This window comes from Calditrichota bacterium (assembly GCA_013112635.1).
Lineage (GTDB): Bacteria > Calditrichota > Calditrichia > Calditrichales > J004 > JABFGF01.
In genome coordinates, this window is record JABFGF010000003.1 from 489,146 (window position 1) to 513,094 (window position 23,949).

General features: G+C 36.5%; 14 protein-coding genes. 12 read left to right on the forward strand and 2 right to left on the reverse strand.

The annotated features are described in order from the left end of the window. The first annotated feature begins 5 nt into the window (after window positions 1–5). The 7 genes from HND50_11195 (at window position 6) to HND50_11225 (ending at window position 13,813) form a co-directional block, all read left to right on the forward strand. On the forward strand, window positions 6–1,916 hold the full coding sequence (locus HND50_11195; GenBank protein NOG45793.1) for a PorV/PorQ family protein: 1,911 nt from the start codon (window positions 6–8) through the stop codon (window positions 1,914–1,916). Between the two features lie 43 nt (window positions 1,917–1,959). Continuing rightward, window positions 1,960–5,226 carry a SpoIIE family protein phosphatase gene (locus tag HND50_11200; GenBank protein ID NOG45794.1) on the forward strand — a complete coding sequence of 1,089 codons (3,267 nt, stop codon included), beginning with the start codon at window positions 1,960–1,962 and terminating at the stop codon, window positions 5,224–5,226. 30 nt (window positions 5,227–5,256) lie between these two features. Beyond that, the gene (locus tag HND50_11205) at window positions 5,257–5,949 is read left to right on the forward strand and encodes an STAS domain-containing protein (protein ID NOG45795.1); all 693 of its coding nucleotides are present in this window, start codon (window positions 5,257–5,259) and stop codon (window positions 5,947–5,949) included. Window positions 5,950–6,028: 79 nt separating this feature from the next. After that, entirely contained in the window at window positions 6,029–6,673 is a 645-nt protein-coding gene (locus HND50_11210; protein ID NOG45796.1) for a DUF4159 domain-containing protein, read from the forward strand. Window positions 6,674–6,676: 3 nt separating this feature from the next. Further along, complete coding sequence (locus tag HND50_11215) at window positions 6,677–10,063, forward strand: hypothetical protein (protein ID NOG45797.1); 3,387 nt, start codon at window positions 6,677–6,679, stop codon at window positions 10,061–10,063. 78 nt (window positions 10,064–10,141) lie between these two features. Next, window positions 10,142–11,083, forward strand: coding sequence for a hypothetical protein (locus HND50_11220; GenBank protein NOG45798.1), 942 nt, complete (start codon window positions 10,142–10,144; stop codon window positions 11,081–11,083). A 93-nt stretch (window positions 11,084–11,176) separates the two neighbouring features. Next, window positions 11,177–13,813 carry a BamA/TamA family outer membrane protein gene (locus HND50_11225; protein NOG45799.1) on the forward strand — a complete coding sequence of 879 codons (2,637 nt, stop codon included), beginning with the start codon at window positions 11,177–11,179 and terminating at the stop codon, window positions 13,811–13,813. Here the strand turns inward: HND50_11225 and mutY are convergent. Beyond that, window positions 13,790–14,863: an A/G-specific adenine glycosylase gene (gene mutY, locus HND50_11230; protein NOG45800.1), complete on the reverse strand. Its 1,074-nt coding sequence runs from the start codon at window positions 14,861–14,863 to the stop codon at window positions 13,790–13,792. The genes HND50_11225 and mutY overlap by 24 nt on opposite strands. Continuing rightward, window positions 14,863–16,287, reverse strand: coding sequence for an AAA family ATPase (locus tag HND50_11235; GenBank protein ID NOG45801.1), 1,425 nt, complete (start codon window positions 16,285–16,287; stop codon window positions 14,863–14,865). Before HND50_11235 ends, mutY begins: the two co-directional genes overlap by 1 nt. Window positions 16,288–16,426: 139 nt before the next feature. Between HND50_11235 and HND50_11240 the strand changes: the two genes are divergently transcribed. The 5 genes from HND50_11240 (at window position 16,427) to HND50_11260 (ending at window position 23,823) form a co-directional block, all read left to right on the forward strand. After that, window positions 16,427–17,047 carry a hypothetical protein gene (locus HND50_11240; protein ID NOG45802.1) on the forward strand — a complete coding sequence of 207 codons (621 nt, stop codon included), beginning with the start codon at window positions 16,427–16,429 and terminating at the stop codon, window positions 17,045–17,047. A 93-nt stretch (window positions 17,048–17,140) separates the two neighbouring features. Next, window positions 17,141–18,193, forward strand: a complete 1,053-nt coding sequence (locus HND50_11245) for a squalene/phytoene synthase family protein (protein NOG45803.1) — start codon at window positions 17,141–17,143, stop codon at window positions 18,191–18,193. Window positions 18,194–18,265: 72 nt separating this feature from the next. After that, window positions 18,266–19,693, forward strand: a complete 1,428-nt coding sequence (locus HND50_11250) for an RsmB/NOP family class I SAM-dependent RNA methyltransferase (protein ID NOG45804.1) — start codon at window positions 18,266–18,268, stop codon at window positions 19,691–19,693. 99 nt (window positions 19,694–19,792) lie between these two features. Further along, the gene (locus HND50_11255) at window positions 19,793–22,471 is read left to right on the forward strand and encodes a valine--tRNA ligase (GenBank protein NOG45805.1); all 2,679 of its coding nucleotides are present in this window, start codon (window positions 19,793–19,795) and stop codon (window positions 22,469–22,471) included. A gap of 23 nt (window positions 22,472–22,494) precedes the next feature. Next, a complete protein-coding gene (locus HND50_11260) occupies window positions 22,495–23,823 on the forward strand; it encodes a transcriptional regulator (GenBank protein ID NOG45806.1) in 1,329 nt (442 codons plus the stop codon). Window positions 23,824–23,949: the final 126 nt, after the last annotated feature.

The following is a 23,949-nucleotide window of genomic DNA, read 5'->3' on the forward strand; positions in this document are numbered from 1 at the left end:
TTAGCATGAATAAAAATGAAAACAAATCGATGAACAAAAGTATCTTAATTTTTATAATTCTAATCCTATGCTCATTTCTTTCGGCACAGGATGGAGGTACGCAAAGAGCTTTTAGCACTCTTGGGTTTGGTGCAAAAGCTATTGGGATGGGTCAAGCATTTACAGCTGCTGCGAATGACCCAACAGCAGTTCATTGGAATCCGGCAGGTCTAGAGTTTATTAACCAGCAAAGCGCCACTTTTTTTCATACCACACTTTTTGAAGGAATTCAATACGATTTTATTGGTTACGCATACCCAACATTATCTCTTGGTTCATTTGGATTTGGTATTGCACGGTTGGGTGTAACAGGCTTTGTGGGAAAAGATATTTATCAAAATTCAACCTCTGATTTTACCGGTGATGAATACCAGGCTTTCTTTTCCTATGCAAAGAAATTACCGTTTAATCTGACGCCAGGTGTAACAGTAAGATGGATTCGTAATGGCTGGTCCGGAACAGATGAAGGCGGTCTTGTTGGTGTAGGTGTTGGGGCCGATCTGGGATTATTGTACCGTCCCGATTGGATTGGTAGTGCTTTAACTCAGGATTGGTCTTTTGGCTTAAAAGTGCATAACTTGTTTGCACCTCAAATAGGTGAAGGCGATATAATAGATGAATATGCCTTAATTACAAAAATTGGTATTTTGAAGCAACTTCATTTTGGCCAGGCAGGATCAATCAATTTAATGGTTGATGTAAACCATTCCCAAAGCAGGGATTTAAAAATACATTTTGGGTCGGAATACAGTTTTCGGGACATGGGAAAGATCCGTATGGGATATAACGGGGGAACTCTTGCTTTTGGCGCCGGTGCGGAATACGATATGTTTGAGATTGACTATGGTTATGGCATGATGGAGCATGACCAAATTTTTGCAGCAACACATAGAGTTTCAATTACAGTAAATTTTGGCGCTACTCGAAATGATATGTTCCAAATAGCTGAAGCAGAACGCATCAAAGAGGAAGACCGCATTAAACGTGAAATACGCGAAGCAGATAAACAGGAATTTATCGCGACACATTTAAAAGCGGCAGATGATTTTTTTGCTGAGAATAAGTATCTCGATGCAATCGTTGAATATCAGCAGGTTATTGGAACTGATCCATTTCATTTTCGTGCCGGTGTAATGCTCGATTCTTCAAATGCTCTACTGCAAAATGATTTTTACCAGAGGCAAACTATTGCTGTTCAAAACGCTCTCGATAAGGAGAAAGCGGAAAGTGACAGAATGTTTGTTCAGCAGCATTTTAATAAAGGGCGTTTGCTTTTAGATCAAAAACAATTTGTTGAAGCTATGATTGAGTTTAACATTGCCTTGGAACGCGAACCCGGAAATCAAACATTACAAAACTCAATTTCTACAACAAGAAGACGAATTGGAGAAGAAGTAGGTACCCTTGTCCAGAAAAGCCGCGATGAATTTCAAAACAAAAACTATTCGGAAGCGCTTCGCCTGTTGGCAGATGCAAGGTTGCTTGGTGCCGATGACGCCCAGCTGCAAAATGAAGTTGAAACACTCGCATCTCGTATAAAACTTCAGGATAATTTACAGCAAGGATTGCTGTTATATGAAGTGGGTAATTATAACGAGGCATTGCAAGTTTTGGAGGAAGCGCTTAAACTTGATCCTGAAAACAATCTTGTTAAACAATATTATGAGCGCTCCAGGCTTGAAACCGTATCTTCTGAAGAAGAGATGGATCCTGAATCCCAGAAAAAATATCTACTTGGTGTAAATACTTTTCTAAGCGGCAAGTACGCTGAGGCAATAAAAATTTGGGAAGAAATTCTAAAAGACCATCCATACAACAAACGTGTGCTGGAAAGCATTAAAAATGCCAGGGACCGATTGGCAAATATTAAAAAGTAATGATCATCACTGATAAAAACACAATAATTAAACGGAATTAGAAATGTTTAGAAGTGTAAAAAAGGAAGAGATCACCATACCTGCTCAAATGAGTTATCTGTTGCAGGTCAGGAACTTTATAGAGCATATTGGAAAGCGCTATAAGTATTCAGAAAAGATGGTCAATTCTTTTAAGCTGGTTATTGATGAAGCTTGTACAAATATTATCCGGCACGGTTACAGGGATATAAAAAACGGTGAAATTCAACTTAAAGCGATTATGCGCCGGTTGAGTTTAACCATTGTAGTTGTCGACCAGGGAACCAGCTATGATCCTCGCCAGGCCAATACACCGGATTTAGCTAAGTATGTGGATATCGGTAAAAAAGGCGGCTTAGGTATTTTAATGATGCGTAAGCTGATGGATGACATTCAATATGTGGTTACCGAAAAGGGCAACGAGTTTCGATTAACAAAAATGCGCGAAGCCACAGATGAACCCAAGCTTATGCAAATGTGGCATGCATTAAATATGCGCACGCGTTATTCACTTATTTCTTCATTTATTTTTACTTTAATTGTTACAATTATTTTTGGCTTGCTGTTTGTCAATCTCAAAAACAATGTAGATGAAGAGGTTTTTACAGCTGTTTCTACCAGTACCAGGTCTTTGGCAGAAAATTCTGTTTTTGATATGGATACATATTTACCCCTATTTGATAATATCAAATCGGTAATGACCAGTACAGAAATAGAAATTCATAAAGCCTTTATTCTTGATTCTCAAAATAATATAAAAGCAAGTATTTCCGGCAACGAAGAAACAGAATACCGGGGAAATTTTCAATTACCTGAGAATGCAGTAATGGCTGATAGCTCAGAGTTTGCTATTATTTATAAATACTCGGTAAACGATTCACTTGATATTTATGATGCTGTGTCAGAAATATCTGAAAAAAGTGATGTTCAAAATCCAACACTTTTAGGTGAAGCCCATATTTGGGTTTCCAAAAGCTCCATTGATGAAATTGTAACTGACCGCCGCATCACACTGATCATTGTTCTGGTAATAATTCTGATTATCGGCTATACTGGCTCTTTCTATCTCGTTTCTCAAATCCTCAAATCATTCCATAGTCTTGCAGATTGGGTAAGACAAGTTGTTCGAGGAAAAGTAGACCAGGATGAAATTGATATCGATACATCGGATGAAATTGGGGAAATTGCCCAGGCTTTCAATGAGATGACTCAAAAATTTCAGAAAGCCCAGGTTAACCTGATAGAGCAGCAAAAAATGCAGAAAGAATTGCAGGTTGCTCAGGAAATCCAGCAAATGCTTTTACCTAGCGATTTCCCGGAAGTAGAAGGTTTTGATATTGGATCATATTATGAAGCCGCTAAAGAAGTGGGTGGTGACCTTTTTGATTTTGTTGAAGTTGATGAAGAGACTGTTGGAATTGTTGTTGCGGATGTATCGGGTAAAGGAGTTCCGGGTTCATTGATTATGACAATGATTAGAACAGCAATCCGCCTTGAATCGCGCGGGAATAAAAATCCTGCTGATGTTTTGGCCCGGGTAAACCGTTTTGTTTCTAATGACATGCGCAAAGGTATGTTTGTAACGATGTTTTATATTATTCTGGATTCACGAAACCGGGTTATCCATTATGCAAGTGCAGGCCATAACCCGATGATGTTGTTTAGATCTTCTTCCAAACAAACATATTATTTAAACCCGTCCGGTTTCCCGGTTGGTATTCAGCTACCCGATATAAACCTGTTTGATAAGCGTATTGAAACAGATTCGATTCGTTTGCGCGAGGATGATATTCTCGTTTTATACACAGATGGTATTACTGAAGCGATGAACCATCAACGCGAACTATACCGCGAAGAACGTTTTCTGCAATCGATTCGTGACAATGGCCATCTTGATGTTGCTGAGTTTGTAAAAAGTATAAAAGATGATTTAAAAAATTATACAGGCGGCGCTCCTCAAAACGATGACATTACTTTTGTAGCGGTCAAAGAAAAACTTATGGCCGGTGAAATTATCTACAAAACTCACAAGCATGTTGTGGATTTGATTGCAGATGGTATGCGTGTAAAAGATGCCTGTGAAAAACTAAAAATATCCCAATATCAATATTATAAATACAAGGGGATTGTTGATGAAGGTGGTTTGGATGCTTTAAAAGAATTTCTTGACGGTTCAGATCATATTGAGAAAAAACATATTTCTATCGAGGTAAAATCAAAGATATTTGATATTATCCGCTCAAATCCAAGACACGGTGCTAAAAAAATCTCCAGCCTGTTAAATACAGAAAAATATGGTTTTGTTGAACTGGAAGAAAGACGAATTTATAATGATTTAATAAAGCAGCGTTTGAATACTCAAAAGCTCCGTCAGCGATTTGTAGAGAAGGGTCAAAACAAACGGCTTAAGCAACCGGGAACACCATTACTTACACTTGATGGAAAAGTTATCCTGGATTTTGACTCATCTGAAAATGAAATTGCAAAACGAACGGGTACTGCTCCGCAACAAAGCCAAGCAACAAGGGAAGTAAGGCAAGAAGAAAAAAAACCATTTGTTCGTGAAATTAGCAATAAAAAAGATGACAGTGCATTAATTATGCACCAGACCGGTAAGATTTATGATCCGGCAAAAGAATCAGCCAAAAAAGAGCCGGAAACGAAAGAAGAAACACCTGCTCAGGTAGAGAAAATAAAAAAAGAGCCAAAGCAAAAACCTGAAATTGTACAAAAAAAAGAAGTGGAACAAATCTCAGTTCCGACTAAAGAAGAGTTAACAAAAAAGGCGACTGAAAAAATAGATCATAAACTGGTAGATAAACTCTATTTTGAATGCAAAGATGATTTTGATGCAGTTGAAAGACAGATTAATATAATGAAAGCAGAATCTGTTACTATAGAAAAAGTAAAGAAAATGAATTTAATTCTGAAAATTGTCTTAAAAAATCCGATACTTAAAAAATTGCGGGAGGTCAAGCAGCTTTTTAGTCAGGGCCAGAGCATTTTAGAATTGTTAGAAGATAACTTTTCTGCAATCGAAAATAAGAGTATTTTAGAGAAGTCTGAAACTGTGTTGAATTATTTGAAAAAAGAAAATATATTAAATACTTCAACCAGCATAATAGAAAATATTAATGTGTTAGGATTAATTCATAAAAAATTAGAAATTAATTCGCCACAAAAAGAAAAAAAAATAAATTCGTTAGACAGCATCAGGAATAAGATTGTGAAAAAACAATTGGTATCTGATGCTTCAATTTTAAAAAGTTTGGACGAAAATCCAAAGAGCTAATAAGAATTTTATCCTTTAAGGAGGATTTTGATGGAAGGAATTCAGGTTTCTACTGAAGTTGCCGGTAGCCGGAATCACATTTCGATAATAAAAGTTGGTGGCTATATTGATACAACTACATCTTCGGAGCTCGAAAGAGCCCTTGATTCACTTTTGAAGCAAGGCCGTTTTTTTATAGTTGTTGATTTAGGAAATGTTGATTATATCAGTAGTGCAGGATGGGGTATTTTTATCAGTGAAATTAAATCTATTCGTGAAAACGGTGGAGATTTAAAACTGGTAAGAATGGTTCCTGATGTGTATGAAATATTTGAGCTGCTGGAGTTTCATCACATCCTTGATGTTTATGATAAAGTAGATGAAGCGGTCGGTAAGTTTGAAACTTCCGAAGCGGCAGGCCAATCTGTTGCCAAAGAAATAACATTGCCAAAATCTGAGCCAGTCAAAGAGGAGGCTTCAGAAATTGATATTGTTTCTCAGGAAGATAAAGGTGTTGTTCAAGATCAGACACAAAATATTGAAATTGCGGATATGGCAATTTCGGATAAAATTCGACATATGGTTAAAGAAAATCCGGAATTTGGTAGCTATAAAATTAAACGTGAATTGAATTCCGCCCGTTATGGTTACACAAAAATGGGCTGGTTTGGTGTTCGTTCTGAATTAGCACGCTTAAAATTAAACAATCGCAGCAAAAGATATGAGTATGCCACATCGGCTTAAAATTCATTTGAACTGATTTTCGTTTTTATTGTATTATCCCGTAATGTTTTCATTTCGGGATTTTTTTTTGATATTAACTATGAAACAATTACTAACTCTATCCATTATTTTTATAAATATCATTTGTGCTCAGGAAATTGCCCCGGTTAGGATTCACTACTCGGGTGGCGGCGACTGGTATGGAAATAAAACCAGCTGGAAAAATATTCTTTATAAAGCGGATCGCGAATTGAATCTTTCGGTGAAAGAAAATGAAGTAGCTTATAAAATATTGGAGCCGGAGTTTTCTTCAAGCCCTATTGCATATATCTCAGGACATGGAAACATTTCTTTCAGTTTGGATGAAGCTGCCGCGTTACGAAGTTATTTAATTTCCGGTGGGTTTCTTTTTGCAGATGATGACTATGGAATGGATAAATCGTTTAGAAAACAAATGAAGAAGGTTTTTCCTGAACTTAACTTTGTCGAATTACCTTTTTCGCATCCTATTTATCATTCCGTTTACAATTTTAATAATGGCTTACCAAAAATCCATGAACATGATGGCGGCCCTGCAAAAGGGTTTGGGTTAATATATGAAGGCAGACTTGTTTGCTTTTATAGTTTTAATACGGATATTTCCGATGGCTGTGAAGATGAACCGATACATAATGATCCACCGAAGGTTAGGGAACAAGCCTTAAAAATGGCGCTGAACATTTTAGTTTATGCCCTGTTGAATTAAACTATGCAAATTGAAAATCAAATTATTAAACAACTCTTTCAATATGGTAAAAAAGAAAAAGCATATCATTTAGCTGGAAAAATTTCCCGTTTCTTTTTGCTGTTTTTTATTTTGTGGTTAAGTGTTTCCCTGGCTGATTCTGCTTTATATTTTTCAAAAATAACACGTTGGGGATTGTTTTTATTGAATATCCCAATTGTTTTGTTTTTAATTTTTAAATTAATTATAAACCCGTTTAGAGAATGGAATAGTTTAAAACAAAACTCAGATTTAAGTTCAATTGCAATTGATATCGGTAAGAAAAATCCGGCAATTGCTGACCGCCTTGTAAATATTTATCAACTTTCCCAAAAAAAATCGTCACAAATAATTGATGCGGCTATTGACCAATGGAGTTCTGAAATTGAAGCCGATCCATTTATAAATAAACTAAGTATTAAAGATAACTTACCTTCAATAAAACTAATTATTCCTGTTTTTATTAGTGCACTTATTCTAATGTCTTTTCAGTGGGCAAATCTTGCTAACTCTACTTTGCGGCTTTTAAACCCGACTAATAACTACTTGAAAATCCCACCTTATAGTTTTAATGTTTTTCCCGGCAACAAAGATGTTTTGTATAAGCAGCCATTGGAAATCAAAGTTGGTTATCAAGGTCCACAGGCAAAAAATGTAGAACTCTTTATTTTTTATGATGGAAATGAAAATCAGCAACGTAAGATGATTTTAGAAAAAAGAAAAGACCATTATGTAGCCAGATTAAAAGAAATTACATCGCCATTTTCATACACCTTTTCTGCAATACCCTTAAGGGGAAATGACCTTGAAGGAAGTATTAACTCAGAAACTTATCAAATTGGAGTGTTGGTTCCGCCGCTTGTAAAGGAACTATCTGTAAAAACTACGCCGCCAGCTTATAGTAAAACGGAGCCATTTCTAAACGATACAAATGACGGTAACATTTCGTGTCTGGCAGGTTCAGGGTTGCAATTTAAAATTACATCGAACAAGGTGTTAAAAAATGCATTCATCACCTTTAATGACACTGATACTTTGCATTTACAAACAAAAGGGAAATTGGCAACTACAGAGTTCTCAGTGAAAAAGAATGGAAAATATAAAATAAGTTTAGTGGATGTTGAAGGTTTAGTAAACAGCAATCCAATTACATATACAATTTCTTTGCTGCCGGATAATGCGCCTTATGTGGATATTGTTGAACCTGGAGAAGATATTGAAGCCCAACTTGAAGATATTATGGGTTTTAAAGTTGATGCTTCTGATGATTATGGTCTGAGCAATGTTTATCTGAACTACAGATATATCAAAAAGGGAAATTCTACAGATAGTTTATGGCACCGTTTTAAGTTAAAAGATTTTAGGGCCAATAAAACACAACTTGAAATACATGACTATTTTGATTTTAACACAATGTATGTGGGCTATGATGATGAGTTGGAGTATTTCGCTGTTGCCTTGGATAACAATAGTGTAAATGGCTATTCCAAATCTGTAAGCCCGGTTTATCGTGTTCGCTTTCCATCAATTAATGAGCTTTTTGAAGAGTTTGCAGGACGGGAGGAAGAAAAGGTTGATGAACTCGAGACAATGGCTGAAGAATCTGAAGAACTTAGGCAAAAGCTGGATGAAATAAACCGTGAACTAAAAAGGTCTGAAGAATTAGATTGGGATTTGAAAAAGCAAATTGAAAACAGCCTGGATGAGCAAAAATCGGCACAGGAAAAAATTGAAAAGATTCAACAGGAACTGCAGGAAATGATTGAGAAGCTGGACAAAAACAGCTTAATGAATCCGGAGATAATGGAAAAATACAGTCAGCTTCAAAACTTGTTTCAGGAAATCGCAACCCCAGAACTTTTGGAAGCGATGAAAAAGCTGGAACAGGCTATGGAAAAATCTAATCAAAAAGATGTTCAAAAAGCACTTGAAAATTTTAAGCAAAACCAGGAAGCGTTTCAGGCAAATTTGGAACGCACACTTGAGTTGTTTAAACAGGTTCAGTTAGAACAGCAAATGGATCAATTAGTCCAACAAGCTGAGCGGCTGGCCGATAATCAACAAAAGATGAGCGAGGCGATGAAAGAACCGGATAGTTTATCTGATGAAAACCGGGAACAGCTTAAAACAGATCAAAATCAACAAAACGAATTACTGAGCTCGCTGGAACGAAACCTGGAAAATATGTTGAAAAAAGATCAACTAAATAAATTTCAGGAAGCCAGGGAGAATTTAGAAAAAGCAAATAATGAAATTGGCGACCAGAAACTAAAAGAGCAATTAGCACAATTAAAACAAGATTTAAAAAATCAGCAAATGGAGCAGGCAGGAAACCAATCACAAAAACTGCAAAAATCTTTTCAACAAATGCAGCAGGATTTAAACCAGGCAATGCAAAGTTTGAAGCGACAAAATAAACAAAATGTTCAAAAGAAAATGGCCGCTGCAACACAGAAGATGCTTAAGCTTTCCCATGAGCAGGAGAAAATTCAGCGGGCTACAAAAAATGCTTCGCAGATAAATGAAGACTTGAAACAAATGGCTCGCAAACAGGCCCATCTGCAAGAAAACCTGGGAAAACTTTTATCCGATATAATTCAACTTTCAAAAGAGACATTTTTTATTAATCCCGAGTTAAGTAAAAACATGGCCAATGCTTACAGCAATATGCAAAGAAGTTTGGATGATTTGAGTGAGCGAAGAAATGCCCAAGCCGCTGGTGACCAGCAACGGGCAATGACAGCTTTAAACCGTGGTCTTGGCAGTATGCAAAAATCGATGCAACAAATGTCGGGCTCTCAATCGGGGACCGGGTTTGAACAATTTATGGAACAGCTTCAGCAAATGGCCGGACAACAAGGCGGTTTAAATAATGAAACCCTAAATTTTATGGAAGGTGAAGGAAACCAGGGCCAAATGTCTATGAAACAACAGGCCGGTAGCAAAAGGCTGGCTGCACAACAAAAAGCAATTCAACAGGCAATGCAGGAAATGGCAGAAAAAATGGGCAACCGTTCGGACATGTTGGGGCGCCTTAATGAAATGGGTGAGCAAATGGATGAAATCGTACAGGATATGCTGGCTAATAATGTAAACCGTAAAACCATCGATCGTCAACAACAAATTTTATCGCGCATGCTGGATGCCCAAAAATCGGTCCGTGAGCGTGAATTTTCTAAGAAGCGAAAAGCAGAACAGGCCAAAAAATATTTTGCCAAGGATCCAGGTAAAATTAAAGACTCAGAAAATCTTACTTTAAAACAACTTCAGGATGCCCTGAAAAAAGCAATGAGCGAAGGTTACCACAGCGATTATCAGAAACTGATTGAAGCATATTTTAAAGAGCTCTCCGCACAGCAGGGCAAAAATTAATAATTGCCATTCAAAAACTTTGTAACAAAAATGTTGAATTTACGAAGTTTAAAATTATTAATAAATTGATTAGCCCTTTTGAAAACACTTATCCAAATTGCTGTAATAACTCTCACTTTAAACACTAACTGTTTAGCGAATAATATTGAAGTATCTCTCGACCTAGGTGGCGATAAATTTCAATACTTGGAATATATTTTTGTAAAAATCATAATTAAAAACAACAGACAGGAATTACTTGTACTTCCTAAAAGTCCTATTGGAAAATACCCTGAATATCTAGAGTTCATTATTCTGGATGGACAACTACAGCCAATAAAAACAATTAAACGGTTTTATTGCGTACGGGGAAGCAATAAAAGATATTTTTATGAAATCGCACCTAAATCTGAAGTCGAATTTCCTGTTGGTTCATATTATAACTTGCAAAGTTTTATGAAGGGAAGTAAAGAGTTAATACATAGATATTTTGAGCCAGGGTACTACAAGATAAAAGCAGTATTAAAGTTTAAAAGTGATAGCATCGAATCAAAATGGATAGAATTTGAAGTACTCCCGACCGAATATTTGCATATTAATGAGTATAAAAAAATCTTCCGAGAAAATGGTCTGTTGAGGGATACTCCTGAATTAAAAGAAATGTCTTTTCTTAAACTCTTAGAAAAGCAGCCATCAAATATGCTATCATTACGTATTATTAATGATTTGAGCTACATTTATCGATATTATTTACCACAATGTGGATCAAAGTATACGTATAAACAATTCAATTTTTTATTGGAAAAAGCAAAAATGCTCTATATAAATGAGATGCCCAATTCTCGGTTTGCATATTATACAATAAATAGGTTGACAACATCACTAATTATGAATGATATGAAAAAGTATTCCTTTGATAAAAGAGAATTTTGGGAAGACTTCTCCGATAAAATGATTAATCTTGATATGAAACGGGTATCAAGAATAAAGGCAATGGATTATGTTGATAGTAAAATTCACGTAATAGAAAAAGAATTCTAATAGATATTTATACAAATCTATAAAAATTAAGATTTTTGAATCCAATTCTTTTTATTTCTTAAATTGCCGCTCAACCAATTATCAAAAAAAACAATGTCATTTAAAACTTTCATTTTTCATTTTTCACTTTTCACTTTTTTCTTCAATATCCTTCAGGCCCAGGAATACAGTTCTGAAATTGTATTTGAAAATGGCAAAGTCTCATCTATCGAGTCTTCAAATCTGCAACAAAAACCAAAAATTGCCCTTGTACTTAGCGGTGGCGGTTCTCGCGGTATTTCTCATATTGGTGTGATTAAAGTTCTGGATAGTTTGGGAATTGTACCTGACTTGATTGTTGGAACAAGTATTGGCGGCGTTGTTGGCGGACTTTATGCTGCCGGTTATTCGCCAGCTGAAATTAAAAATATCACTGAGTCGATAAATTGGGTGGATATCTTTAGCGATAATCCGCAAAGGACGTCTTTATTTCTTGGCCAAAAAAGCGAACAGGATCGCTATCTCTTATCATTGCGTCTTCAGGATTTTAAGCCCTACATCCCAAATGCCGTTACTCCCGGGCAAAAAGTTTTAAACATTTTATCTGATCTCTTTTTAATGGCGCCTTATCAGGTGAAAGATGATTTTGATGATTTGAAAATACCATTCCGCTCTGTTGCAACGGATATTGTTAGTGGAAATATGTGTGTAATTAAAGATGGAAATATCGCTGAAGCACTTAATGGTTCTTTAGCTGTTCCTCTACTGTTCTCACCGGTTAGCCGTGATGGAATGCTTTTGGTGGATGGCGGAATAAAAGCAAATCTCCCGGTTGGCGTTGCAATGGATATGAACATGGATGTGATAATAGCATCCGATGTAAGTGCTACTCTGCGTAGCCGTGATCAAATAAAGGCACCATGGGAAGTAGCGGATCAGGTAACAACAATCATGACTGATCAAAACAATTTAAAAGAACATAAAAATGTTGATGTTCTTGTTCTTCCTAAAATACCAAAAGTAACAAATACAGATTTCTCAAAAATTGATTCTATGATCCTGGCAGGAAAAATGGCAATGGAATTAAAGATCGCTTCTTTGCAAGAAAAACTTAATAATTGGAATCATCATTCTTTGCAAAGTTTTGAAATAGATGAAGTAAATATTTCAAAACCGGGGCGCTTAATTAATGCCGGTCTAGGTTTGGAAAGAGATGCAAATGGTAAAAAACATGTATCCAAATCACTTATTTCAGATTCATTAAAAAAATGGATTGATAGAGGGTTTTTTAAAAAAATATCTTCAAATCTTGATTCAACCGGCACGGTGTTGAACTTTGATTTTATTCAATTCGGCAAAGTTGATTCAATTCAGATAAGTGGGAATAATCATATTACAAGCAGCGAATTGTTGGATTCTATAAAAACAAAAAAAGGCATAGCATTAAATTCACAAACCCTAAAAAACGACCTAAGTAAGGTATTGTCAATTTACCGCAAGCAGGGTTTTTCTTTGATGAATTTTGACAAAGTATTTTTTAATGAAGATACAGGAATACTTTTATTTGAGATTAATGAAGGCATTATTAAAAACATCTCAGTTGAAGGAAACGAAAAATCTGAAGATTTCTTAATTCTACGTGAGTTTGCCCTGCAAAAAAATGATGCCTTTAATTGGCTTTCTGTAAAAAAAGGTATAGATAATGTTTATGCAAGTTCTTTGTACAGCCGCGTCAGTGTGGATATAAAGCGCAACGGGCACACCGCCGATTTGGTGATCGGGGTAAATGAAAAACCTTCTATCCGTTTTCAAATTGGTGGCAAAGCCGATATAGAGCGAAATTTTCAGGGTTACATGGAACTTGCGGATGAAAACTTTTTGGGTAAAGGTGTTAAAATAAAACTACAAACACGATTGGGTGTAAATGATGGTTTGCTCGGATTCAGTTTTCGGAATGACCGTATTTTCACATCTTTTCTTACATTTGCCGCCCAAAGTTATTTTACCTGGGAAATAAATCCCTTTAAAAAGGGAACACCTCAAAACGGAAAATACCGCGAAGAACGATTGGGGATTAAATTGCAGGTTGGTCAGCAACTAGCCCGCATAGGACAGCTTGTAGGTGAAGTGCGAATTGAACGGGTAAAAGATTTTAGACTCGAAGGCGATTTTACAAAACCTAAAAATTTTGAGTTACGTGCTTTTGCACTTCATTCAATTACTGATAAACGTGACCGGATTGATTTCCCAACAAAAGGTATATTTAATCACTGGGCCTGGGAAAACGGGAATAGTTTTCTTTTAAACAGTCAGGAATCATATACGAAAATCTTGCTAAACCTGGAAGGTTATTATCGTTTGTTTAACATAGACCACATTGGTCATATAAGGTTTCTTATGGGGCTTGGTGATGAATCTTTGCCATTTTCCGAGAATTTCAGGGTTGGCGGATTGGATAGTTTTTACGGGTTACTGGAAAACGAGCTTTTTGGAAAACAGATTGTTATAATGAATTTTGAGTATCGCTATAAACTGCCTGTTAAAATAATTTCTGACACCTATGCATCAGTCCGTTATGATTTTGGAAGTGTTCTTCAAAGCCCTGATTTGGTTGTTAATTCCGAAGATTTTTTTTCCGGGATCGGTGCAAACATAGGTATTGATACTTTCCTTGGACCACTTTTTGTCGGATGGGGAAAAACCAGTTTAGGCCGGAAAAGTTTGTATTTATCCCTCGGATTTAGTTATTAATTTTGAAAGCTTCAGCCATTCAATTATTTTTTTATGCCCATTGTGGATTGCAAAATTTTCTAATTCCTCAAATTTAACCCACTTACTTTCAACATAGCTATTTTTCAGGATTGTTTTACTGCCGGTTCTCAAAGTTACGGCAATAAATTTCAAATCTATATGGCTGTATGTTTGGCGCATTTTAGGTGATTCAATTTCCCGGAAAACATTTAAACCATACATCTTTTTAAAATGATCTGTAATATTAATTTTAGAAAAATCATCAGTTTTAACTTCAATTAGTGGAAACTCCCACAGGCCTGCTAAAAATCCAGTTCCGGGGCGACGAACAATACAAATCTTAGATTTATTCATTACAACACCAACAATATTATATTTTTTCTTTTTCTTTGCCGGTTTTGATTTGTATGGAATTCTGTCTACCAAATTTCTTTTGTATGCCGAACAGTTTTTATGGATTGGGCAACCAGAGCACTTTGGTTTTGACGGTAAGCAAATAGTAGCGCCAAGTTCCATCATTGCTTCGTTGAAATTCCCAGGTTCACTTTTGTCCAGCAAACTGTCAGCTTTTTCTTTTATAAATTTCAAAGTTGCAGGGTCACGAGTGTCGTCTTTTATTGCAAATATTCTACTGATGACACGGATAACATTTCCATCCATCACGGAAAAAGGCAAGTTAAAAGAAATGGACAAAATTGCTGAAGCGCTGTAAGGTCCAATCCCCGGCAGGGAAAGCGCTGTTTTATAGTCTTGAGGAAATTTGCCATTGTACTTTTGAGAAATGATTTTGGCTGCTTTTAACATATTCCTGGCACGCGCATAATAACCAAGGCCGGCCCACAAATGTAAAACATCGTGTTCATTTGCCAGCGCCAGAGAATTAATATTAGGATATTTTTTGAGGAATTTTTGAAAATAAGGCCAGCCCTGTACAACGGTTGTTTGCTGCAGGATTATTTCACTTAAAAACGTTTTATACCAGTCCGGATTAGTACGCCATGGCAGATCCCGTTTGTTTTCTTTGAACCAGTAAAGCAACAGTTTTTGCATTAACTACCGGGGACTTTTAAGGTTTCTTCGAACCATTTTGAGGTGAAAGAACGCACCATTTGTACCAGGCAAATGTGGGCAATAAACGGTGTTGGTTTTTTTATAGAGCTTTCATACAAGTTAATTAGGGCATTACTATATTTATCAAGATAAATGCTGTCAATCTGGGTCGGATCGCCCAGAACGATTAGTTTTGTATCTTCACCCAAACGTGTGCCCAACGTACGCATCTGAAAAGGATTGGCATTTTGTGCTTCATCAAAAATTACAAATGAATTTGCAAGGTCGGCACCACGAACATCAGCAAGGTTCATCATTTCAATCACACCGGAATCCAACAATTTTTTCCAACCTTCTTCTGTATCAGAGCTATTTGTAAACTGTTTTAATTTGTCAACAAAAGGGCGCATTTTAGGCAGCAGTTTTCGTTTTACCGAGCCCGGCAGAAATCCAATATCTTCACCAAGTCTGCTTTTTGTTACCACAGGTTTAATCAGTTTAATTGATTCGTACTTTCGCTCCCGAAAAACTTTTTCCAAAGCAGCTGCCATGGCAATATGGGTTTTCCCTGTTCCCGCACGGCCAATAATTATTTGGATGCGAATATCATCATCCAGCGCCTGGGCCATACAAATTGCTTGTTCAAAATTATGTTTATAAAGCTCTTCATTTAAAACTTTGGGGTATGTATCAAGAACTTTCGTTGAATGATAATCAAGATATTTTAATTTATCGCCCTGACGCATTCCCAAACCAAATAATTCATCGGTTGGGTCAAAAAGCGCAACCCCTTCATTTTCATTAAGCTGCCATTTTTTTCTATAATTAATGGTCCATTCGCCCTCAGTTTTATTTTTAAATATTTTATTGATTTCATCTTCATCCAGACCAATGTGTTTTAATGGCTGGAAAAAGCTGGAAAGATATTCTTCCGAAATTTTATCGTGCAAATAATCTTCTGTCGTAATACCAAGGGCACGGCATTTAATTCTTAAATTGCGGTCTTTGCTAACCAGGATAAATGACCTGTCTGGATACTTTTCCTGAAGACCGATTACCTGCGAAAGGAGTGCATTGTCTTTATAATCCAAATTCAATTCATTAGGAAAATTTTCTGACAACAGACCACTGACAAAATAAAGAGCACCGTTTTTACCGTTTGGAATAACAATTCCTTCTTCAATATTTTCGGTTCGTTCAATCAGCTGCTCCAGCTTGTTACTAATATCCCGGGCATTGAACCCTATACCGGAGTCTTTTTTCTTGGCATCAATTTCCTCGATCATTAAAAGTGAAATGAGCACAATGTGTTCATCAAAACGGAAGATAGCCGAAGGATCGTGGAGCATAACATTTGTATCAAGCACATAAATTATGCGGTTATCTTTTTCTTTTAAAAAATCAAGGTTTGAAGGGTTTAACATAGTCTCTCCATTTCTTTGTAGAAATAATTTAATTTTATTTTTGGACTAATGCTCTTTTTTCTTTAACGGCAAAAAAATGTGCAACAAAAGTAAAGATACGGCCGTATTTTGTTTGTTGTTAATTTAACAGGGAGGCCATATGAAAGTTGCTACAATTTTGTTTTTATTTTGTTTAATTATTATCCCCGGAATTATGTTTGCTGAAGATGGTATGAAGGCCAAGTTTCATGATGTCCAAATGAACATTAACGACGACAATTATATTGTTTTTGAAGACGAAACTTTAATCATTTGTGATCGGCAAAGTGATAAGTACTTAATTGAAATTACGCCAGAAATCGATCTTTATATTGAAAGTAATAAGGTGAGTTTAAACTCAAATCAAAGAAGTTTATTACGAGATTACTACGAAGCACAGCAAATTCTCTTTAGTAAAAGAAACAGCATTGGCGCAAAAAGTATTCATATAGGGTTAGAAGGTGTAAAGCTTGCTGCGACGGCTGTTGGTGGTGTGGTTGAACTTGCCCTTTCAGGATTTGACGAAGAAGTTGAAGACGAGTTTGAGAAGGAAATGGAAAAAAAATCTGAAAAGATTGAAAGGCAGGCCGATCGTCTTGAAGATGATGCAGAAGAGTTTGAATACCAGGTTAAACAGATCAACCGGCTTAATCGCAAAATAAATCGTGAAATTGATGATTTATATTATTTTGATTTAAGCGTAGATGAAGACAGAGTTTGTGTTAGAGTTGATACAGATTAGATTTATTAATTTGATTCATGAAAATTTTGTGATAAATTCTTTTCTTTTACAAAATATATTCCGATTGACTTAACTCACTTATCAAGAATAGATATGACAAAGCTGACAGAAGATATAGTTTATTGCGATTCTATGTTGCCAAAAGTATCGCGAACATTTGCACCTACAATTAGAATGCTGCCCAAAGGATTAAACTCCATTGTGACAGTAGCTTATCTTTTATGCCGTGTTGCGGATACTGTGGAAGACAGCGAAGATCTGCCTATTGATATAAAAAAAGAGTTACTGAATAATTATATTGCAATATTCAAAGAAGAGAATCCTGCATCTTTGGATCGCTTTATGGCAGGAATTATTGAACTTCCTACTAAAACACATGATGAGCAGCTTGTTTATAACCTGCCGCGAATTATGAATGTTTTTTATTCATTCTCACCAATATTTAAAAAGCATATTGGTCAGTGGGTTATTGAAATGTCTGTTGGAATGCACAAATATGCCCAGGCAAATGTTCTTAGGAAATTTTCCTTCTTAGGTACAATGAAAGAACTTGACGAATATATGTATTATGTTGCCGGTACAGTTGGGTATCTGTTAACCGAGTTATTTGCTTTTTACTCCAATAGGATTACGCCGCCAATCAAGAAAAAATTAAATCTTTTGGCTGAAAGTTTTGGCAAAGGATTACAGATGGTAAATATTATCCGTGATATGACCACAGATTTACGCAGGGGGCAATCTTATATTCCTGAAGAGCTTTTAGAGAAATATAAACTTAACCGCAAAACAATTTTTGAAAAACAGAATGCAGATAAAGCTGAACAGCTTTTTAATGAATTGATCCAAAATGCGGTAAAACATCTTGATAAAGCTATAGATTATATTTTACTTTTACCAAAAGAAGAACGAGGCATTAGAATGTTTTGTATGCTTCCGGTTTTTTGGGCAATGCGTACCTTGCAAAAAATTCAGGAAAACACATTGGCTTTATTAGGACATGAAAAAGTAAAAGTCTCCCGTAAAATGATAAAAAAGGAATACTATCTGGCTTTTATCAATATTTATTCCAATCGTTTGACCCGCCGTCATTATCAAAGCATCCGCAACCAATTTGAAAATCTGCAGCTTTCACCCGTTTCAAATTAATTCTATTATTGCCGCAAAGTTTAATAAATTACCGCTTCAAATGATTGATGTATTCAATCTTAAAAGGCAGATATGGAAAATGAACGCCTCATCAAAAATGAGGAATTATCAGAATATTTAAAAAATTTATTGGGAGCGGATGAAAATAATTTTCTAAATGCTCAGGCAGAACAAAAATCCATCCGCATAAATAACCTTAAAGAAAACTATCCGGCCATTATCGATAAACTGCAAAATAATGGTTTTAAATTAAAAGAATTACCATTCACAAAAATCGGCTATTTTTTGGAAGAAGCGCCTTTCTCATTAAGCCATTCACTTGGTTTTTTTAAAGGTAACTTTGCTTTTCAAGGTGCCTCATCACAAATCCCGCCAATTGTATTAGACCCAAAACCAGGTGAAAATGTATTGGATATGGCCGCTGCACCAGGATCAAAATCCACACAGCTTGGTGTGCTGATGAATAACAGCGGACACTTGGTTATAAACGATTCCAACATCAAAAGGATGCAGGCTTTAAACGCCAATCTGCAAAAAACGGGTTTGATTAATCATTGCGTTTACTACTCGGCTGGTGAGCGCCTGGGTAGACTTTTCCCACAATATTTTGATAAAGTTTTGCTGGATACGCCGTGCACAGGATTGGGCACATTGGCAACCCACAAAGAAATTAAAGCCTGGTGGAGTTACGAAAAACTGGCAAAGATAAACGGCATCCAACATCAATTGTTTGTTTCGGCCATAAAAGCAACAAAAGTTGGTGGTGAGATTGTTTATTCAACCTGCTCGATCGCACCGGAAGAAAACGAACTGATAGTAGAGCGCATGATAAATAAATATCCGCTGGAAGTTTTGCCAATAGAAAATGAAGGTTTGCAGCAGTTTGATGATGGCTGGACAAAATACAAAGATGTGCAGCTTTCTCCATCATTAAAGCATACAAAAAGAATCTGGTCCCACAAACATGGTATGGAAGGATTTTATATAGCCCGGCTTAGGAAAACGGAAGAATTTTATAATAAAAAATATCCTGTTAAAGTTGGGTTTTTAAATACTCTTGCCTTTGACGATGAAAATGTATCCGAAATATTAACCGATATTTCTGAAAGCTGGGGCATTGATAATTCCGTTTGGCCAAACTACCGTTTCCATAAAACAAAAGAACGCATCTACCTGTTTAGCAAAGATGTAAAAAAGATTGTAATAGAGGGCTTTACAAATGGCGGTCTGTTTTTAGCAGAAAAACGGTTACACATTTGGAAGCTAACCCATCCATCCATCCAGCATTTTGAAGATAAGATTTCCAAGCGGCGATTGGCTTTGGATGGAGAAAGTTTGACTTTGCTTTTTGAAACAGGAAAATGTCCAGCTCCACAAGGCTTTGATGGCTATTATGCATTGGAGATTGACGGCAAACCCGGAGCAATTGTGTTCATTCAAAATGCAGAAGTTCGGATTAAACTGTCTCATGCTTTTTTGATAAGTGATAATCAACTTTAGGAGTTTATTTAAACCCTTTAAAATAGTATATTTGGCCTTCCTGTCGATGCCATCCCAAAAAGATGGCATCGTTTTAATTTTAAGAATAGTGGAGAATCAATGTCCAAAGAAACAGCAAAAATTTACGATCCTAAAAATGTTGAAAATAAGTGGTACGATAAGTGGGTTGAAAAGAATTATTTCAGTGCCGATTCAAAATCAGAAAAACCGCCTTATACAATTGTAATTCCACCGCCAAATGTGACCGCGCGTCTGCATATGGGCCATGCCTTTAATAACGCTATCCAGGATATTCTTATCCGCTATAAGCGCAAAACAGGTTTTGAAGCACTTTGGCTTCCGGGAACCGATCATGCAGGGATTGCTACGCAAGCAGTTGTAGAGCGCGACCTGAAAGAATCAGAAAATAAATCACGCCATGACCTTGGCCGTGAGAAATTTGTAGAACGTGTTTGGAAATGGAAGGAAGAACACAGCGATATTATTAACGATCAGTTAAAGAAAATTGGCTGTTCTCTGGATTGGCAGCGAGAGCGTTTTACAATGGATGAAGGCCTTTCACACGCAGTGATGGATGTTTTTGAGAAATTTTACGAGCGTGGACTGATTTATAAAGGACAGCGCATTGTAAATTGGGATCCCGCTTCCGGCACGGCGCTTTCCGATGATGAAGTGGACCACAAAGAAATAAATGGCAAGATGTATCACATCCGTTATAAGTACGAGGGATCGGATGAATATATTGTAGTTGCAACAACGCGTCCGGAAACCCTGCTTGGTGATACAGGCGTAGCTATTTCTCCGGATGATGATGAAAAGAAACATCTGATTGGTAAAAAGGTAATAATCCCGTTTGTAAACCGTGCCGTGGCAATTTTTGCTGATGAGCATGTGGATAAGGAATTTGGTTCCGGATTTGTTAAAGCAACACCCGCGCACGATCCCAATGATTTTGAAATGGGCCAGCGACATAATCTTGATGAAGTAATTATGCTGGATAAAGACGGGACAATCTTCCCTGTTTGCCAAAAAGTTACTGAAAATGGTTTGATTGACGAGTTGCCTGTGCCACAATCTTTGGCAGGATTAGAGCGCTTTGCTGCCCGTAAAAAAATTGTTGCCGAACTTAAAGAAATGGGTCAGCTGGAGAAAGTTGAAGATCATGTCCATGCCGTTGGCCATAGCTATCGCTCACATGTTCCGGTGGAACCGTATTTATCCGAGCAATGGTTTGTAAAAATGAAACCGTTGGCAGAGAAGGCGCTTCAGGCTGTTGAAAACGGTGATGTAAAGTTTTATCCTCCGGGCAAATTTGAAAACACATACCGTCATTGGATGAATAATATCCGCGACTGGTGTATTTCCCGTCAATTATGGTGGGGACACCGCATACCTGTTTGGTACAATGACAAAGGTGCATATCAGGTTAGCAAAACGGATCCGTCAACATCAATTGAAAAATGGGTGCAGGATGAGGATGTTCTGGACACATGGTTTTCATCACAGTTATGGCCATTTTCTACACTGGGCTGGCCGGACAGCGCTGATGATCTGAATAACTTTTATCCGACATCAACTTTGGTGACAGGACCGGATATAATATTTTTCTGGGTGGCCCGCATGATAATGGCCGGCCTGGAATTTATGGATAATAAGCCGTTTGACAGCGTTTTCTTTAACGGCATAGTGCGCGATGAAAAAGGCCGCAAGATGAGTAAGTCTTTGGGCAATGGTATCGATCCTCTGGAAATGGTTGATTTGTACAGTGCCGATGCAGTGCGTTTTACGCTGATTATGATGAGCGCCGAAGGACAGGATTTGAATGTTGGTGAAAAAAGCTTTGAAACCGGCCGTAATTTTTCCAACAAAGTCTGGAATGCTTTTCGCTTTTTAACCATGAACCTGGAAGATTATTCAACTGATTTTGAACCATACAAAAATAATTTTGAATTGGCCGATCGCTGGATATTGAGCCGCTATAATTCAGCCATTGAAAATGTTGTTAAAAATCTGGATCAGTTCCGTTTTCATGATGCTCTTGAAGCTGTCTATCACTTTTTCTGGGGTGATTATTGTGACTGGTATTTGGAGGTTATTAAGCCGAGACTGTATAAACCTGAGAAACCTGAAGATAAGCAAACTGCTCTTAGACTGGCTTCGTTTATCATGAAAGGAAGCATGGAGCTGCTTCATCCATTTGTGCCATTTATAACTGAAGAAATCTGGCAAAATTTTAAATCTGGAGATGAAGAAAGTATTGTCATTTCCCAGTGGGAAAAACCACGGGATTCCTGGGACGATTCTCAAGCAGAAAATGACTTTACTTTCTTACAGGATTCTATTAGCGCTTTGCGAAACATGCGTAGCGAAATGGATGTCCCGCCGGGAAAATCTATGGATTTGGTTGTTGAGTGTGAAGAAGCAACTTTTGAGATGATTGCAAAAAATATAATTTATTTTAAATCCTTGGCAAAAGTGGAAACAATCCTGAAGCCGGAAAAAACTTTTGATAAAAAAGATGCGGCAACCGTTGTGGTAAAAGGATGCGAATATTTTGTTCCTTTGTCCGATTTAATCGATCGCGAAAAAGAGAAAGCACGTTTAGAAAAAGAGTTGAAAAATCTGCAAGGTATGGAAATGGCAATTCGCAAAAAACTCGAAAATAAAAATTTTGTGGAACGCGCTCCAAAAGCTGTGGTTGAAGGTGAACAAAATAAATTAGCAAATATTCAAGAAAACCTGGTAAAGGTGGAGGCAAATTATGAAAAATATTTATAATACTATTCACCTTATTAATTAGAATGATAGAGAATCAAAACGTAGAATGGAAAAAAATCTGGAAAGATGAGTATTTGAAGTGGATTTGTGGCTTTGCAAATGCTTCCGGAGGAAAAATTTTCATTGGAAAAGATGACACAGGCAGAGTGACTGGTATTAAGGATTCTCAAAAACTTTTAAATGACATCCCGAATAAAATTACCAATCATTTAGGTGTTTTGTGTGATGTAAATTTACATGAAGAAAAGAAGAAACATTTTATTGAAATTGTAGTCCACCCTTATGATGTTCCTATCTCATATCATGGCGCTTACTACTACCGGAGCGGTAGCACAAAACAAGAACTTAAAGGGGCACCCCTTAATGAATTCCTACTTCGGAAGGCAGGCAAAACTTGGGATGATGTAATAGAACCGAACGCTACTTTTGAGGATATTGATGAAAACGCAGTTGTAGCCTTTAAGAAAATTGCAGGAAAAAGCAATCGTTTACCACAAGTAGAAAATGAAAAAGACATAAAACAAATATTTGAAAACTTGAGGCTTTTGGAAAAGGGGAAACTAAAACGAGCTGCAATTTTGTTATTTGGAAAAGATCCCAGGAAATTTTTTATTAATGCGTTTATTAAAGTCGGTAAATTTGGGCAAACTGATGATGATCTGCTATCGCAGGAAGTAATTGAGGGGAATGCATTTGAGTTAGCCACTCAAACACTTGAAATTTTAGACAAAAAATATTTTAAAAAATCTATTTCTTATGATGGCTTGCACCGGGTTGATACAACTGAGTATCCTTATGGAGCAGTTCGTGAAATACTGCTAAATGCAATAGTTCATAGAGAATATTTTGGTGCACCTATACAAATAAGTATTTATGAAGATAAATTTATGGTGTGGAATTATGGTAAACTTCCAGACAGTATTAGCCTTGAAGATTTAGGCAAAAAACATAGCTCTCACCCACGGAATCCAATTTTAGCGGATATTTTATTTAAGGCTGGGTTAATTGAATCATGGGGTAGAGGAACATTGAAAGTTATAGCCGAGTGTAAGGCTGTTGGAATGCCAAGTCCTGAAATAGATGAAATAAATGGAGGGCTGATTTTTACAATTCACAAAGATATTTCCAGCAAAAAATATAGCACTCAATTCTCTTTAAATGAAAGACAGCTCAAAACAATGATATTCTTAAAAGAATATGGAAAAATTACAAATAAAAAATATCAAGAACTTCATAATATATCTAAAGCTACGGCAACAAGAGATCTTTCAGAACTAGTTGATAAATACGATTTGTTAGAAAAAAAAGGCGTGACTGGTGTTGGAACAGAATATAAATTAAAGGGCTCATAAAGGGCTCATGCTTTACATGTCTATATTGTATACCTTTAGGCGTACTCATATAATCCATGCTTTGTTAAAGGGCTCACAAAGGGCTCATAAAATAATAAATATTCATGAACTATGGTAAAGGTGCAG